Origin of the sequence: Vogesella sp. AC12 (assembly GCF_024437575.1) — a bacterium.
In the GTDB taxonomy this organism is placed as follows: Bacteria; Pseudomonadota; Gammaproteobacteria; order Burkholderiales; family Chromobacteriaceae; genus Vogesella; species Vogesella indigofera.
On the sequence record NZ_JANFNU010000001.1, the window covers coordinates 408,540 to 423,665 of the forward strand.

Consider the following 15,126-nt stretch of genomic DNA (forward strand, 5'->3'; position numbering starts at 1 on the left):
TTGCATAACTATCAAATAAAATTTGAATATGAAAGCACTGCATCCTCTCGACATCATGGTGCGTACCGCCGAAACCGGCAGTCTGACCGCCGCCGCGCACGCGCTGGGGCTGACGCCGGCGGCGGCCAGTGCCGCATTGAAACGGCTGGAGGCGGAGCTGGGCGCGCGCCTGTTCGTGCGCTCCACCCGCCATCTGCGGCTCACCCCGCAGGGCGAACAGTTCCTGCCGCAGGCGCAGCAGATGCTGGCGCTGTGGGCGTCGGCACAGCAGGCGGCGCAAGGTCAGGCGGCGCTGCGCGGCCTGCTGCAGTTGTCGCTGCCCTCCGACCTTGGCCGCAACGTGCTGTTGCCGTGGCTGGACGATTTCCTGGTGCAGCATCCGCAACTGTCGCTGCGCCTGCAGATGGGTGACCGGCTGGCCGACGTGTATCGCCAGCCGGTGGATCTGGCCATCCGCTACGGCACGCCGGCCGATTCCTCGCTGGTGGCCTTGCCCCTGCTGCCGGACAACCGCCGCGTGCTGTGTGCGGCTCCTGACTACCTTGCACGCCACGGTACGCCCCGTACGCCGGCCGACCTGAATGGTCATGTCTGTCTCAGCTACATGCTGGGCGATAGCCTGCATCAGCAGTGGTCGTTTGACCGCGACGGGCAACAGGAAAGCATCACGCTGCCTGGCCAGCGCATGGCCGACGACGGTGATGTGGTGCGGCGCTGGGCGCTGGCCGGCAAGGGCATCGCCTACAAGTCGATGCTGGACGTGGCCGACGACCTGCTTGCCGGCCGGCTGTTGCCGCTGTGTCCCCACTGGCAGGGCGAGGCGGCGCCGCTATGGCTGATCTGCGCCGACCGCCGCGCGTCCGGCACGCTGGCGCAGGCGCTGCGGGCATTTTTGCTACCGCGTATGCAGGCGCGCTGGCAGGGCGTGCAAAACCTGCTGGCCGCTGCCGCCGAGCCACGGCGCTGACTCGCACCCAGCCGGCAGACCACAGGGCGCCACAAAAACCGCCATCCGTTAACGGCTGGCGGTTTTTTCTGGGACAGATGCGGACATGTCTGGTTTAGTTGGCGGCCGGCAGCGGGCGATACCACCACGGCGAATCGGCCGGCAGCAGCCTGCCCGCATCGATCATCGGGTTATCCAGCTCGATGACGCGCCGCTGCGACAGCCTGGCCCGCTGCAGCAGCGTGTCGAAGTGGGCATGGAACAGCCGGTCGAAGCTGCCGTCGGCCTGGGCGCGGAGCAGGCCCTGCCAGATGTGTTCGGCCAGATAAGGCTTGCGCGGCGTGACAAAAAAGTATTCGGCGGCCGGGTAGCGCAGCACGATGAAACGGTCGACCGTCAGGCCGAGTTCGGGGCGCGCATCCACCTCGGCCCAGGCCTCGGCCACGCCGCGCGGAAAGTAGTCGAAGCGTTTGACCACCAGCATCCTGAACAGCGAGTCGTACTGGCTGGCCGTCATCACCGGTAGGCCGCTTTCCCGCAAAATGCGGGTGTCCGGCCAGTCGTGCTCCTGGCCGGCGGTAAAGTAGCGCAAGTCCTGCACCGTCTGCACATTGGCAAACTGTGCCGCCTTGTCCTGCCGCACGATGGCTATCCGCCAACCCAGCAGGCCCTTGTCCACGGGAAAGCGCACCGGCAGCAGCAAGGCTTCGCGTTCGCGGGTGGTCATGGTCCACAACACGTCGATGTCGCCGCCAGCGCCCATGGCGCGCGCAATCGACCGCCCTTGCAGCATCTGCGGCAAGACCGGCATCAGCGTATAGGCCTGGCCGCTTTTATCCAGTGCCAGTTGCAGCGCGGCACGGAAGAAGCGCTTGTTCGGGTCCGGATAGTCGGGAAAGCGAACGATTTCCGCCGCCAGTGCGGTGGCGGCCCAGCAAGCGGCCAGTATCAGTAGTACCCGGTGGGCAAGCTTGCGCATGGCGAGGCATTCCGGTCAGAGTCTGCTTCATCATATGGCGGCAGCAACCATACCGCCAGGCGGGTTGCTCAGTCCGCTTGCCTGGCCTGGTCGCTGCGATTGCGGCGCAGCAGGCGGCTGTGGTCGATGACGTCGGCGGCGCGGGCACGCAGTTGGCCGCAGCCGCCGTCGATATCCTGGCCGGCGGAATCGCGCACCTTGGTCAGCACGCCGTTGTCGTGCAGGTAGCGCTTGATCTGCTGGATGCGTTCGGCGGACGGGCGCTGGTAGTGGTCGCCGTCCACACTGTTGTACGGGATGATATTGAGCACACCGTACTTGCCGCGCAGCAGCTGCACCGCGGCGTCCATTTCTTCCTGTGTGTCGTTGATGCCGGCCAGCAGCGTCCACTGGTACTGGATCGGGTAGCCGACACGGCGCGCGTAGTCCTCGCCCAGCGCCACCAGCTCCGCCGGCTCGTAACGCGGTGCGCGCGGCAGCAATTGCGCGCGCAGCTCGGCATTGGTGGTGTGTAGCGACAGCGCCAGCGCCGGCTTGACCTGCTGCTGTGGCAGGCGCTCGAACACGCGCGGATCGCCGACGGTGGAGAACACCAGATTCTTGTGGCCGATATTGCCGTCGGTGCCCAGCAGGTTGATGGCGTCCAGCACGTTGTCGATATTGTGCGCCGGCTCACCCATGCCCATGAACACCACCTTCTTTACCGGGCGGATGCGCCGCGCCAGCGCCACCTGCGCCACGATCTCGGCGCTGCCCAGCTGGCGCAGCAGCCCGCTCTTGCCGGTCATGCAGAAGGTACAGCCCACCGCACAGCCCACCTGGCTGGACACGCACAGCCCGTCGCGCGGTAGCAGCACGCTTTCCACCATCTGGCCGTCATTCAGCGCCACCAGCAGCCGCAGCGAGCCATCCGCCGCCGGGTGTTGTGATTCGATGCGCGCCAGCCCATCCAGCTGCGCCGTGAGCGGCGGCAGGCCGTTACGTACCGCCAGCGGAAAGTAGTGCTCGCCCTTCTGGTGACGGGTGCCGCTATCCAGCGGCTGGCCTTTCAGCCACGCACGGTTGATGCGGCCGATATGGCAGGGACGGGCGCCGAGATCGGCGAGGGCTTGGTGGAATTCCTGGAGTCGCATGGGATCGGTTCTGTAAAGCCGCGCAAGCCTGGCCGCGCGTTGGAAAACAAGGCGCACAGGGTACAGCAAGGCGGGGTAGAACGGGCGGGGGATTACGGATTGGCGGGCGGGCTGCGCTTGCGGCCAACGTTGGCCGCAAGCGTATCGGACTAGCGTGCGATCAGAACCTGTCTACGATCTCGCGAGCTAGAGCGAGACAAGGAAAAAACGACTGAGGAAGCGGAGTTTACAAGTCGTAAATGAGCATTCCGAAGGCGTTTTTAACGCCGTTTCGCCGAAGCGCAGCAGATCGTAAACAGGTTCTTAGGCCGGCGTGGCGGCCTCTTGCGCCTGCAGCTTGTCCTGGGTGCGGGTATCGAAATCGCTGGCGGCGTGGCGCTCGTGCAGCTGCTCGCTCAATTCGCCGCGCAGGCGGTTCACCATGCGCCCGCGCTGCACCGCCGGCCGCGCCGCCATCTCGTTTGCCCAGCGCAGCACGTGCGGGTAGTCCTGCACCTGCAGGAACTCCGCCGCGCCATACAGGTTGCCGCGCACCAGCTCGCCATACCACGGCCACACCGCGATATCGGCAATGCTGTACTCGTCGCCCGCCAGCCAGCGGTTTTTCGCCAGGTGCCGGTCCAGCACGTCCAGCTGCCGCTTGGCCTCCATTGCGAAGCGGTTGATCGCGTATTCGAACTTCTCCGGCGCGTAGACGTAGAAATGGCCGAAACCGCCGCCCAGGAACGGCGCGCTGCCCATCTGCCAGAACAGCCACGACAGGCATTCGGTGCGGGCCGCCAGATCCTGCGGCAACAGCGCGCCGAACTTCTCCGCCAGATACAGCAGGATGGCGCCGGATTCGAACACCCGCTGCGGCTCGGCACCGCTGCGATCCTGCAGCACCGGGATTTTCGAATTCGGGTTCAGCCCGACAAAGCCGCTGCCGAACTGCTCACCCTCGTGGATGCGGATCAGCCACGCATCGTACTCGGCGCCGCGATGGCCCAGCGCCAGCAGCTCCTCCAGCATGATGGTCACCTTCACGCCATTGGGCGTGGCCAGTGAATACAGCTGCAGCGGGTGCTCGCCCACCGGCAACGCCTGCTCGTGGGTCGGCCCGGCGATCGGGCGGTTGATGTTGGCAAACTGGCCGCCATTGGCCTGATCCCATGTCCAGACGCGGGGCGGGGTGTAGCGCGATTCGCTCATGAGCAGAAGTCCTGTCGGTGTGCCGCTAAGGGCGGGGAAGGAAAGGCGGCCACGGCCGCCACATGCTGGACAGATGGGGCTGGCGGGCGACAATTAAAGGCGCGGTCAGTGGCGCGATACAGAACAGTGTGTGCTGCAGGAGGGCTTGCGGCTAAGGGTGGTGGCATCCGTGGTGGTATAAATAAAGGTGCGTCGCCCGGCTGGCCGGGTGACGGTACTCTACGGGGTGGCGCGCGGTACGGCTGGGCTAGTTCAGCAGGCCGGCTTTCCGATGGCAGATGATCCAAAAAATATCAACATGCCTAAAATGGCGACAGCAGAAAGCAGGAATGATAAAGGTATTTTGTCTCTTAGGAGTTTGAACTTCAAATGATCATCAATCCAGTCAATCTGATGTTCCCAAAAAAATTTATAGTGGGCATACCAATTGCTAAACATAATTTGATGATGCATGCTGGTATTGTTGTACTCCTTTTCCAGTTGATCAAGTTCAGCTACGTAAGCATCAAGTGGACCTTGCTCTGCGCGTACCTTTCCATGAAGAATTTTTAGTGCGTTAAATAGTTTAGTTAGGTGTTTTCCTGCGTTTGCATATTCCGATTTTTTTGGGTCGTATACGGTTATGTACATACCTATCACGCCCAAAATAATGAATGTGGCTGAAAAGAATTTGGCATTTAATGCTTCAAATATCAATGCATAAATACCAAATACCAATGATATAAATCCAATTAGACCAGGCATTTTGGCTACAATATCATAGGTGGCAAAATTCTTTTTTGCACCGAAACCGACGTTGTATGCAGTTTGTGCAATGTGTTTTAAAAGATCGTCTTTATTCATGATGGTCACTCAATTGGAACATCGATCCTGTTTCTGGCAACAACTACATTGTTTTTGACAATATAGCACTCAACAATGTGCTCGCCTTTGAAGTCACTATTTTCAATTTTCTGTAGGTTGCCTGAGTCCAGTTGAATCTGCCCGCGAATGCAATTTCGGCGTTGAGCTTCTGTGCCTCTATTTAGCACCTTCCATTTTAAAGTGTATGGGTGCGGTATGTTTATTGGCTCAGCAGTGAATTTTAGATTTTTATTTGGTTTTAAAGCTATTTTTCGCGTGAGCCAATAGCTCAGTGGGTGTTCACGAAAACCATTCTGAGATATGTCACAATCAAGATTTATTTCGTAACGGACATCGATAGGGTGAAGATCTTCGATAAATTCTTCAGTGTTGTTCCATGACCTCGCCCTTGCACTTTCTGTTGTGACTGCAGGCTTGGTAGGGAATGGTCTTCCATATACTTTTTTCCATTTTTCGTAAGCGGCATCAGTGCCGTCTGCTTCAATAGCCGCTAGGCAAGCTTCGTATGCTTTCTTAGCTTTCTTTTGAAATGGCTTTTTCACTTTTACATCTTGACCACTACCTAGCGCCTGATAGTGATCTCGATTGGGTTGATCCATTAAGTATTTGAAGAAATCGCGACTCATCCAGTCGTAGTAGGCGTAGCTCTTATCATCGTATTCATTGGTGGATTTTAAGAAATTATATGCCAAAGTATCAATTAAAAGCCCTCCCATGCCAACACCGTGCTTGTTTTTCCAAGATCTCATCATTTTGCAAAGTTTACGAAGGTTTTTGTTTTTTTGATTGACAAATTCCGTCATTGCTGCGATTTCTTGTCTTGGCTTGGTGTTCTTCCAGCTGCCACCGTTATAGGTGTCTGGATATTTGAAGTAGCTCTGACCTTTGTCATCATACTCTTCAAAAACAGGCTGAACTTCAACATGGAAGTTAGTATAGGTAACGGTAACAACTAAGCGATCTACACGAATATCTGTCTTGGGATATCGATCTTTGATTGCATTCTTTGTGTCGTTCAGTAGTTTGGTCTGGCCGCCAGTTCCTTTGTAGTTTTCCCACTCGCTTTTCGGCATAATGTAAAGCATATCTAAATCAGAAATGCCCTTGATGCCGGTGTGCCGGCCATATGATCCAACCTGAAGGCTGTTGGCCGTTTTTGAATCGGTGTCACGAAATTTTTGATTTAGGCTGGAAGTGATCTCGCCATAGCGATAACTAATATCCTCAGCATTATTGATCTGGATATTACTTAGAAAGTCTTGAAACATAGTCGATGTAGACATTATCACTCCCTTGCTTTGAAAAATTGGCACTGAATCAACGCAAGCTTCTCAATTTAGCAAAATGCCAAACAATATAACATTGTACTAATAATATTCTATATTCATGTAGGCAAAAAAAGGCATGGGGTTCCCATGCCTTAAAAATTAATCCCAGCTCAGCGCCCCGCCAGTCTGATATTCAGTCACCCTCGTCTCAAAGAAATTCTTCTCTTTCTTCAGGTCGATCATCTCGCTCATCCATGGGAACGGGTTGTTCACGCCGGGGAACAGCTGTTCCAGGCCGATCTGCTGCATGCGGCGGTTGGCGATGAAGCGCAGGTATTCCTTGAACATGCTGGCGTTCAGGCCCAGCACGCCGCGCGGCATGGTGTCTTCGGCGTAGGCGTATTCCAGCTCGACCGCGTGCTTGAACAGTTCGGTGATCTCGGCCTTGAATTCTTCGGTCCACACTTCCGGCTGTTCCAGCTTGATGGTGTTGATCAGGTCGATGCCGAAGTTGCAGTGCATGGACTCGTCGCGCAGGATGTACTGGTACTGTTCGGCGGCGCCGGTCATCTTGTTCTGGCGGCCCAGCGCGAGGATCTGCACGAAGCCGACGTAGAAGAACAGGCCTTCCATGATGCAGGCGAACACGATCAGCGATTTGAGCAGGGTCTGGTCGGTTTCCAGGGTGCCGGTCTTGAATTCCGGATGGCACAGCACGTTGATGAACGGCAGCAGGAATTCATCTTTGTCACGGATGGATTTGATTTCGTTGTAGGCGTTGAACACTTCGCCTTCGTCCAGACCCAGGCTTTCCACGATGTACTGGTAGGCGTGGGTGTGGATGGCTTCGTCGAAGGCCTGGCGCAGCAGGAACTGGCGGCATTCCGGGCTGGTGATCTGGCGGTAGGTGCCGAGCACGATGTTGTTGGCGGCGAGCGAATCGGCGGTGACGAAGAAGCCGAGGTTGCGCTTCACGATGCGCATTTCGTCTTCGGTCAGCTGGCCGGTTTTCCACTGTTCGATGTCACGCTGCATGTTCACTTCTTGTGGCATCCAGTGGTTAGCGCACTGGGCCAGGTATTTTTCCCACGCCCATTTGTGCTTGAATGGCACCAGCTGGTTGACGTCGGTGGTGCCGTTGATCACGCGCTTGTCGGCGGCGCTGACGCGCTTGGTGCCGTGGGTGTCCAGGGTGTTGGCCGGGGTTGCGGTCGGGATCGGGTCTTCAAAGCTCAGCATGTAGGCTCCAGTAATATTTCAGGTGTTCACGTATTGTTTGCGGCCAACCTTGGGTTGGCCGCCTGTTTTTCAGGTGGCAGCGCACGGCTGTCACCGGTGATTCAGTTGCTGCGCCCGGCCTTGCCGCTGAATGGCTGCAGGCGGATGGCGCTCAGGTCATTGATCTTCCACACGCGGCGCATGTGGCCGAAGTCGCGTTTTTGCTCGTCGCCAAATTCCACGTCCGGCCGGTAGTCCAGATTGAAGCGCAGCTGGCCGAGGTAGACGGTTTCGCCGGTGCGTACTTCAAACGGCTTGTCGAGGCGAAAGCTGGCGTAGCCCTTGTAATTGAACACAAGGTCGTCGCCCGGATCGTCGTTCCAGCGCGCGTAGCCGGTTTGCAGCTGGTAGCGGCCCGGTGGCAGCGCTAGCATTTGCAGCTTGCCGTCTACCGGCGTCATGCCTTCTTCGCCAAATACGGTATCGGTGCCGAAGTTGGCGTACACGATGCCGTGCTGGCCGTTGTCCAGCCCGCGCCAGCTCAGGTTGGCCGTAGCGTAGCCAGGGTTGTAGGTGCGCACGGTCATGGAAAACACGGCGTAGCCCAGGCCCGCGGGCGGCGTCAGCGACCCGTGCAGGGTGTCGGCCATGGTGGTGCAGCCTGCCAGCAGGGCGACGGCACATAGTGTCGGTAAGTGGCGCATGGTGCTCTCCTTGACGACTTGTTCCTGCTGCTTGGACTGGACGACAGCTTGCCGGGTTCGGCTCATTCCTCAGCCGCCTCGCGGGAAGCGGCTGAGGGATGAAGGTTGGCCGCATGCGGCCAACCTTGGGCGGGACACAGCCTTGCGGCCGTGCCCACGCGGGGACAACTTACTGGCAGCTCTCGCAGTCAGGGTTGTCGATGGAGCAGAACTTGGCGTCGGTGGCCGGGGTGTTGTCCACTTCGGCTGCCGCAGCAACCGGGGCCGAGGCCACGGCGTTCAGCTCGCCGCCACGACCGGTGGATTTCTCCGCCGAGCTGGCGCCCAGGGTGCGCAGGTAGTAGGTGGTCTTCAGGCCACGAATCCATGCGTACTTGTACAGCTCGTCCAGCTTCTTGCCCGATGCGCCGGCCAGGTACAGGTTCAGCGATTGCGCCTGGTCGATCCACTTCTGGCGACGCGAGGCGGCATCCACCAGCCATTTCGGGTCCACTTCGAACGCGGTGGCGTAGATGGCTTTCAGCTCGGCCGGTACGCGGTCGATGCGGCCCAGGCTGCCGTCGAAGTATTTCAGGTCGGCGACCATCACTTCGTCCCACAGGCCCAGTTTCTTCAGGTCACGCACCAGGTATTCGTTGGTGACGGTGAATTCGCCGGACAGGTTGGATTTCACGAACAGGTTCTGGTAGGTCGGCTCGATCGAGGCGGACACGCCGATGATGTTGGCGATGGTCGCGGTCGGGGCGATAGCCAGGCAGTTGCTGTTACGCATGCCGTGTTCGGCGATGCGCTTGCGCAGCACGCTCCAGTCCATGCGCTCGCTGCGGTCCACTTCCAGGTAGCCGCCGCGTTCGGCCGCCAGCAGGTTGATGCTGTCGTGCGGCAGGATGCCGCGATCCCACAGGCTGCCCTTGTACGACGGGTAGCGGCCACGCTCTTCGGCCAGCTCGGTGGAGGCGAGGTAGGCGTAGTAGGCGACGGCTTCCATCGATACGTCGGCGAATTCCACCGCCGCGTCGGAGGCGTAGGCGATGCGCATCTGGTGCAGGCAGTCCTGGAAGCCCATGATGCCCATGCCGACCGGACGGTGCTTCAGGTTGGAGTTGCGCGCCTTCTTCACCGGGTAGAAGTTGATGTCGATCACGTTGTCCAGCATGCGCAGTGCCACGCGCACGGTACGGGCCACCTTCTCGGTGTCCAGCTCCAGCTTGCCGCCCACGTCCTTCATGTGGCGCGACAGGTTGACCGAACCCAGGTTGCAGACGGCGATTTCGTCGTCGTTGGTGTTGAGGGTGATCTCGGTGCACAGGTTGGAGCTATGGACCACGCCCATGTGCTGCTGCGGGCTGCGGATGTTGCACGGATCCTTGAACGTCACCCACGGGTGGCCGGTCTCGAACAGCATGGTCAGCATCTTGCGCCACAGGGTGAGCGCCGGGATCTGCTTGAACACTTTCAGCTCGCCGCGACGGCCCTTGGCTTCGTAGGCGACGTAGGCTTTTTCAAACGCCTGGCCGAACAGGTCGTGCAGGTCCGGGGTTTCGGACGGCGAGAACAGTGTCCACTCGCCACCTTCCATCACCCGCTTCATGAACAGGTCCGGAATCCAGTTAGCGGTGTTCATGTCGTGGGTGCGGCGACGGTCATCACCGGTGTTCTTGCGCAGTTCGAGGAATTCCTCGATGTCGGCGTGCCAGGTTTCCAGGTAGGCACATACCGCGCCCTTGCGCTTGCCACCCTGGTTGACCGCCACGGCGGTGTCGTTGACCACTTTCAGAAACGGCACCACGCCTTGCGATTTGCCGTTGGTGCCCTTGATGTGGCTGCCCATGGCGCGCACCGGCGTCCAGTCGTTGCCGAGGCCACCGGCGAACTTGGACAGCAGCGCGTTTTCCTTGATGCCTTCGTAGATGCCGTCGAGGTCATCGGCGATGGTGGTCAGGTAGCAGCTGGACAGCTGGCTGCGACGGGTGCCGGCGTTGAACAGGGTCGGGGTCGACGACATGAAGTCGAAGCTGGACAGCACGTTGTAGAACTCGATGGCGCGGTTTTCGCGGTCCACTTCGTTCAGCGCCAGGCCCATGGCGACACGCATGTAGAACGCCTGTGGCATTTCGATGCGGGTGCCGTCGATGTGCAGGAAGTAGCGGTCGTACAGGGTTTGCAGGCCGAGGTAGCCGAACTGCAGGTCGCGCTCCGGCTTCAGCGCGGCGCCGAGTTTTTTTAGGTCGAATTCGGCCAGCTTTTCGTCCAGCAGTTCTGCCTCGATCCCTTTCTTGATGAAGGTCGGGAAGTACAGCGGGTAGTGGCTGCCCATTTCTTCCTGGGCGATGGCTTCGCCGAGGATTTCCAGGCGGATGTTGCCCAGCAGCAGGCGGGCGGTCACGTAGTCGTAGGCCGGGTCCTGCTCGATCAGCGCGCGGGCGGCGAGGATGGCGGACTTGTTGACTTCTTCTTCCGGCACGCCGTCGTAGATGTTCTTCAGCGTCTCGGACAGGATGGCGTCCACGTCGGTGGCGGCCAGGCCCTGGCAGGCGGATTCGATGCTGGCGCGCAGGCGGGCCACGTCCAGCGGCTGCTTGCGGCCGTCCTTGCGGATCACGTTGATCTGGATCTGGTGCAGTGCTTCGCCACGGGCGGCTCGCTCCTGGGTGCGCTGCTCGCGGTACAGCACGTAGGCGCGGGCGACGTCGTGTTCGCCGGAGCGCATCAGCGACAGTTCAACCTGGTCCTGGATGTCTTCGATGTGGATGGCGCCGCCTTCCGGCTTGCGACGCATCAGCGCGCTGACCACGCCTTCGGTCAGCTGCGCGACCTTGTCGCGGATGCTGGCGGAGTTGGCACCCTGGGCGCCCATTACCGCGAGGAAGGTCTTGGTCATGGCGATGGAGATCTTGACCGGCTCGAACGCGACCACGGCGCCGTTGCGGCGGATGGTCTTGTACTGGCTGTAGTCGTCCTGGGGAGCGGCGGCGCGGCCCAGTTCGGCAGCCATTTGCCCGTCAAAAGTAGTGGTTTGCATTGTCATGTTTCCCTCGTGGTGGGGTGGGGTTGTTCGGATGACCCTGCGGCCTGCCTTGCAACAGCGGACGGCCCCGGGTTGGCCGGGTGGGTGGCCCGCGTTGCTCGGGTTTGTCACGGCTGTGGACAACTCTGTTGAAAAGCTGTGCGTGAGCTGTGTACAAACACAAGATGTACTGTCGTGACGCGAGAATGGCGCAAATTCTAGTGGTTAAGGCGGTGCCGAACAAGTCTTGACAGGCGACGGAAACGCGCAAACCCGCGCCGTTATTGGCTTTGCGGTGGCAGAAATATTTTCGGGAATTTTCGGCACTTGTGGCGCCGCTGGCGGATGCCTTGCAAAGACAAGGGTTTGCCGCTGCCGCGCCGGCTGTCATTTCATTGCAACATCATAGCGATGTGGCATGGATGCGACGTTTTGCCAAAGAAAAAGGGCAGCCGCAGCTGCCCGTTGACCACAATATCTGGTGTTTTTGTTTACGGCTTGAGCCAGATGAGGCTGGCCATGCGGCCGGTGACGCCGTCGCGGCGATAGGAGAAGTAGCGCTCGCGGTCGATCACCGTGCACTCGTCGCCACCGTAGACTTCCGTGATGCCGATGGCCGCCAGCCGTTGCCGTGCCAGCAGGTAGATGTCTGCCAGGTATTTGTCGTCGCCGATCGGGTCGAACGCCTGCACCGCGTGCACGTCGTGGGCGAGGAAGGCGTCACGCACTTCGGCGCCCACTTCGAACGCGTCCGGGCCGATGGCGGGGCCGAGCCAGGCGACAAGGTTGGCCGCAGGCTCGTTCATTGCTCTGACGGTGGCTTCGATGACGCCGTTCAGCAGGCCGCGCCAGCCGGCGTGGGCGGCGCCGACCACGCTGCCGGCGCGATCGGCCAGCAGTACCGGCAGGCAGTCGGCGGTCATGATGCAGCACACCGCGCCGGGGGTGCGGCTGAAGCTGGCGTCCGCCTGCGGTGGCTGACCGGGGGTGACGCTGGCGGCGTCGACCACGGCGATGCCGTGCACCTGCTGCAACCAGGCCGGTTCCGCCGGCAGCCGTTCGCGCACGCGGGCGCGGTTGGCTGCCACGTTGGCCGCAGTGTCGCCGACGTGGTCGCCCAGGTTCAGGCTGGCGTAGGGTGGCGGGCTGACGCCGCCGTCACGGCTGGTGATCAGCGTGCCGACCTTGCCGGCCAGCGGCCAGCCGGCCTCGCGCCACGACAGGTCGAGCGGCTCGGCGGGGGTGTCAGCGGATGTAATGGGTTTCCACATCGTAGTCGTCCTCGTCCCAGTCATCGTCGTCGTCTTCCATTGCCGCACCGAACGGCGTCTGCGCCTTGGCCTTGTTCAGCTTGATCTCGCGCTCGTCGCGCAGGATCGCCAGCAGCGCCTTCATGTCGTCCGGCAGCGGCGCGCTCCAGCTGTGGGTGGCGCCGGTAACCGGGTGCACCAGCGACAGCTTGTAGGCGTGCAGCGCCTGGCGGCCGAGGCTGCGCACCGCTTCGTCGACGGCTTCGCTGCCGTGATGGCGGGCGTTGCCGTACAGCGGATCGCCGGCCAGCGGATGCTTGGCTTCCTTCATGTGCACGCGGATCTGGTGGGTGCGGCCGGTTTCCAGCTTGCATTCCACGTAGCTGAAGTCGTCGTAGCGTTCCAGTACGCGCAGGTGGGTGATCGCCGGCTTGCCGCCGAAGCGCACCACCGCCATGCGCAGGCGGTTGTGCGGGTCGCGGCCGATCAGGGTTTCGATCTTGCCGTCGTAGGGCACCACGCCGGTGGCGACCGCGCGGTAGATGCGCTTCACGGTGCGCGCCTGCAGTTGGCGCACGAGGTCGGTCTGCGCCTGCAGCGTCTTGGCGACGACCATCAGGCCGGAGGTGTCCTTGTCGAGGCGGTGCACGATGCCGGCGCGCGGGATGTGCGCGAGTTCCGGATGGCGGAACAGCAGGCCGTTGAGCAGGGTGCCGCTCCAGTTGCCGACTGCCGGATGGACCACCATGCCGGCCGGCTTGTTGACCACCAGCAGGTGTTCGTCTTCATAGATGACCGGGAAGGGTACGTCTTCCGGCACGTAGGACAGTGCTTCCGGTGCGGCGACCACTTCCACGCGCACGATCTCGCCGCCCAGCAGCTTGGTCTTGCCGGGTACGTGCTTGCCGTCGACGCTGACCTTGTCGTCCTTGATCCATTGGGTCATGCGGCTGCGCGAGTAGTCCGGCAGCATCTTGGCCAGTGCGGCGTCCAGGCGTTCGCCGGACAGCTCGTAAGGCACGGTAAACTGTTTGGCCTCGCCGCCGGTTTCCGCTTCGCTATCCAGGGTTTCGTCGTCCAGTAGCTCGTCGGGATGGGTGTCGTGTTCGTTCATGTCTTTGCTGGCGTGAGGTAAATCGGGTGATTTTAAAGGAGTCGGGCGGGATTGTCCCGTTGCTGTTTGCGCGCCGCCCTAAACGGCGGGGGTGCGCAAAATGCTGTTTTGGTTATAATCGACGGCAGTCAAACAAGGACACCTCATGAAAAATAGTTTTGTAGCCTTGCTGGCCGTCGTGTTGATGGCAGGTTGCGCCACGGTGGACACCAAAGATGAAACCCGCGGCTGGACAGTAGAACGCATCTACGCCACGGCGCGCGAAGAGCTGGATGGTGGCAACTATCAGCGTTCGCTGAAACTGTATGAAACCTTGCAGGCGCGCTTCCCGTACGGGCGCTACGCGCAGCAGGCGCTGATGGACGAAGCCTATACCCATTACAAGGATGCCGAGCCGGAGCTGGCGATTGCCTCGGCCAACCGCTTCATCCGCCTGTATCCGTCGCATCCGAACCTGGACTACATGTACTACCTGAAGGGCCTGGTATACTTCAACGAGGACAGCTCGTGGATGTCGCGCCTGTCCGGTCAGGACATGAGCGAACGCGATCCGAAAGCTGCGCGCGAATCGTACCAGGCCTTCCAGGAACTGGTGGCGCGCTTCCCTCAGAGTCAGTACAGCGTAGATGCCACCGAGAAGATGGTGCGCCTGATCAACGCGCTGGGTGCCAGCGAAGTGCACGTCGCCCGCTACTACATGAAGCGTGGCGCCTGGCTGGCAGCCATCAACCGCGCGCAGACGGTGGTGAAGGAGTACGCCAACACCGGTCACAATGAAGAGGCGCTGGCCATCATCGTGGTGGCCTACGAGCAGCTGGGGATGAAGGACATGGCGGCCGATGCCCGTCGCGTGCTGCAGCTGAACTTCCCGCAGAGCAACTATCTGCAGACACCGTGGCAGGTGCGCGAGCAGTCGTGGTGGAAGTTCTGGGGTTGATGCCCTTGCGGCCAACCTTGATATCATGAAAAAACGGCACCCTCGGGTGCCGTTTTTCATTGCTGTGTCAGTGGCTTATACAGCGTCTTCGTTGGTTTCGCCGGTGCGGATACGGACCACCTGTTCCACCGCGGTCACGAAAATCTTGCCATCACCGATCTTGCCGGTGCGGGCGGTGCTGACGATAGATTCGATGGCGCGTTCCACCAGATCATCGGCGATGACCACCTCAATCTTGACCTTGGGCAGGAAGTCGACCACGTACTCGGCACCGCGGTACAGTTCGGTGTGTCCCTTCTGGCGGCCGAAGCCCTTGACCTCGGTGACGGTCAGGCCATTGATGCCGATTTCGGACAGCGCTTCGCGCACTTCGTCCAGTTTGAACGGCTTGATGATCGCTTCGACTTTCTTCATTGAAGTAACTCCTTGAATTTTTGCGGGTAAGCGCGTTCGAACGGCGCCTGCTGTCAGACAAAATACGAATTCTGGCCTTATAAAGACAGGGGGTTTCGTGT

The 15,126-nt window shown here is 60.4% G+C and carries 13 protein-coding genes; 2 read left to right on the forward strand and 11 right to left on the reverse strand.

Annotation, left to right across the window (positions count from 1 at the left end; all coding sequences use genetic code 11):
* Positions 1–28 precede the first annotated feature (28 nt).
* A complete protein-coding gene (locus NOM55_RS02065) occupies positions 29–967 on the forward strand; it encodes a LysR family transcriptional regulator (RefSeq protein ID WP_245961074.1) in 939 nt (312 codons plus the stop codon).
* Positions 968–1,061: 94 nt separating this feature from the next.
* Here NOM55_RS02065 and NOM55_RS02070 read toward each other — a convergent pair whose 3' ends face one another.
* The 10 genes from NOM55_RS02070 to rluD all read right to left on the reverse strand — a co-directional run bounded on the left by NOM55_RS02070 (position 1,062) and on the right by rluD (position 13,674).
* Positions 1,062–1,925 carry a hypothetical protein gene (locus tag NOM55_RS02070; RefSeq protein WP_120809999.1) on the reverse strand — a complete coding sequence of 288 codons (864 nt, stop codon included), beginning with the start codon at positions 1,923–1,925 and terminating at the stop codon, positions 1,062–1,064.
* Positions 1,926–1,993: 68 nt separating this feature from the next.
* Entirely contained in the window at positions 1,994–3,058 is a 1,065-nt protein-coding gene (locus NOM55_RS02075; protein WP_120809998.1) for an RNA methyltransferase, read from the reverse strand.
* A 303-nt stretch (positions 3,059–3,361) separates the two neighbouring features.
* Positions 3,362–4,249, reverse strand: a complete 888-nt coding sequence (yghU, locus tag NOM55_RS02080; RefSeq protein ID WP_120809997.1) for a glutathione-dependent disulfide-bond oxidoreductase — start codon at positions 4,247–4,249, stop codon at positions 3,362–3,364.
* A gap of 252 nt (positions 4,250–4,501) precedes the next feature.
* Positions 4,502–5,092, reverse strand: a complete 591-nt coding sequence (locus NOM55_RS02085; protein ID WP_120810105.1) for an SLATT domain-containing protein — start codon at positions 5,090–5,092, stop codon at positions 4,502–4,504.
* A 5-nt stretch (positions 5,093–5,097) separates the two neighbouring features.
* Positions 5,098–6,396: a hypothetical protein gene (locus tag NOM55_RS02090; protein WP_255907287.1), complete on the reverse strand. Its 1,299-nt coding sequence runs from the start codon at positions 6,394–6,396 to the stop codon at positions 5,098–5,100.
* 144 nt (positions 6,397–6,540) lie between these two features.
* Positions 6,541–7,620, reverse strand: a complete 1,080-nt coding sequence (locus NOM55_RS02095; protein ID WP_120809995.1) for a ribonucleotide-diphosphate reductase subunit beta — start codon at positions 7,618–7,620, stop codon at positions 6,541–6,543.
* Positions 7,621–7,721: 101 nt separating this feature from the next.
* The gene (locus NOM55_RS02100) at positions 7,722–8,303 is read right to left on the reverse strand and encodes a hypothetical protein (protein ID WP_255907288.1); all 582 of its coding nucleotides are present in this window, start codon (positions 8,301–8,303) and stop codon (positions 7,722–7,724) included.
* Positions 8,304–8,472: 169 nt separating this feature from the next.
* Positions 8,473–11,331: a ribonucleoside-diphosphate reductase subunit alpha gene (locus NOM55_RS02105; RefSeq protein WP_255907289.1), complete on the reverse strand. Its 2,859-nt coding sequence runs from the start codon at positions 11,329–11,331 to the stop codon at positions 8,473–8,475.
* 470 nt (positions 11,332–11,801) lie between these two features.
* Positions 11,802–12,581, reverse strand: coding sequence for a peptidoglycan editing factor PgeF (pgeF, locus tag NOM55_RS02110; protein ID WP_255907290.1), 780 nt, complete (start codon positions 12,579–12,581; stop codon positions 11,802–11,804).
* Positions 12,556–13,674 (reverse strand): 23S rRNA pseudouridine(1911/1915/1917) synthase RluD, encoded by a 1,119-nt coding sequence (rluD, locus tag NOM55_RS02115; protein WP_255907291.1) that lies wholly within the window; start codon positions 13,672–13,674, stop codon positions 12,556–12,558. The genes pgeF and rluD overlap by 26 nt, the downstream gene beginning before the upstream one ends.
* A gap of 145 nt (positions 13,675–13,819) precedes the next feature.
* Between rluD and NOM55_RS02120 the strand changes: the two genes are divergently transcribed.
* The gene (locus tag NOM55_RS02120) at positions 13,820–14,611 is read left to right on the forward strand and encodes an outer membrane protein assembly factor BamD (RefSeq protein WP_255907292.1); all 792 of its coding nucleotides are present in this window, start codon (positions 13,820–13,822) and stop codon (positions 14,609–14,611) included.
* A 75-nt stretch (positions 14,612–14,686) separates the two neighbouring features.
* Here NOM55_RS02120 and NOM55_RS02125 read toward each other — a convergent pair whose 3' ends face one another.
* Positions 14,687–15,025, reverse strand: a complete 339-nt coding sequence (locus tag NOM55_RS02125; RefSeq protein WP_047965486.1) for a P-II family nitrogen regulator — start codon at positions 15,023–15,025, stop codon at positions 14,687–14,689.
* Positions 15,026–15,126 lie beyond the last annotated feature (101 nt).

Coding starts and splice junctions, on each gene's coding strand:
- NOM55_RS02090 (WP_255907287.1), bottom strand. CDS start 6,396: ATGTCTACATCGACTATGTTTCAAGACTTTCTAAGTAATATCCAGATC.
- NOM55_RS02065 (WP_245961074.1), top strand. CDS start 29: ATGAAAGCACTGCATCCTCTCGACATCATGGTGCGTACCGCCGAAACC.
- NOM55_RS02095 (WP_120809995.1), bottom strand. CDS start 7,620: ATGCTGAGCTTTGAAGACCCGATCCCGACCGCAACCCCGGCCAACACC.
- yghU (WP_120809997.1), bottom strand. CDS start 4,249: ATGAGCGAATCGCGCTACACCCCGCCCCGCGTCTGGACATGGGATCAG.
- pgeF (WP_255907290.1), bottom strand. CDS start 12,581: ATGTGGAAACCCATTACATCCGCTGACACCCCCGCCGAGCCGCTCGAC.
- rluD (WP_255907291.1), bottom strand. CDS start 13,674: ATGAACGAACACGACACCCATCCCGACGAGCTACTGGACGACGAAACC.
- NOM55_RS02070 (WP_120809999.1), bottom strand. CDS start 1,925: ATGCGCAAGCTTGCCCACCGGGTACTACTGATACTGGCCGCTTGCTGG.
- NOM55_RS02075 (WP_120809998.1), bottom strand. CDS start 3,058: ATGCGACTCCAGGAATTCCACCAAGCCCTCGCCGATCTCGGCGCCCGT.
- NOM55_RS02085 (WP_120810105.1), bottom strand. CDS start 5,092: ATGAATAAAGACGATCTTTTAAAACACATTGCACAAACTGCATACAAC.
- NOM55_RS02100 (WP_255907288.1), bottom strand. CDS start 8,303: ATGCGCCACTTACCGACACTATGTGCCGTCGCCCTGCTGGCAGGCTGC.
- NOM55_RS02120 (WP_255907292.1), top strand. CDS start 13,820: ATGAAAAATAGTTTTGTAGCCTTGCTGGCCGTCGTGTTGATGGCAGGT.
- NOM55_RS02105 (WP_255907289.1), bottom strand. CDS start 11,331: ATGACAATGCAAACCACTACTTTTGACGGGCAAATGGCTGCCGAACTG.
- NOM55_RS02125 (WP_047965486.1), bottom strand. CDS start 15,025: ATGAAGAAAGTCGAAGCGATCATCAAGCCGTTCAAACTGGACGAAGTG.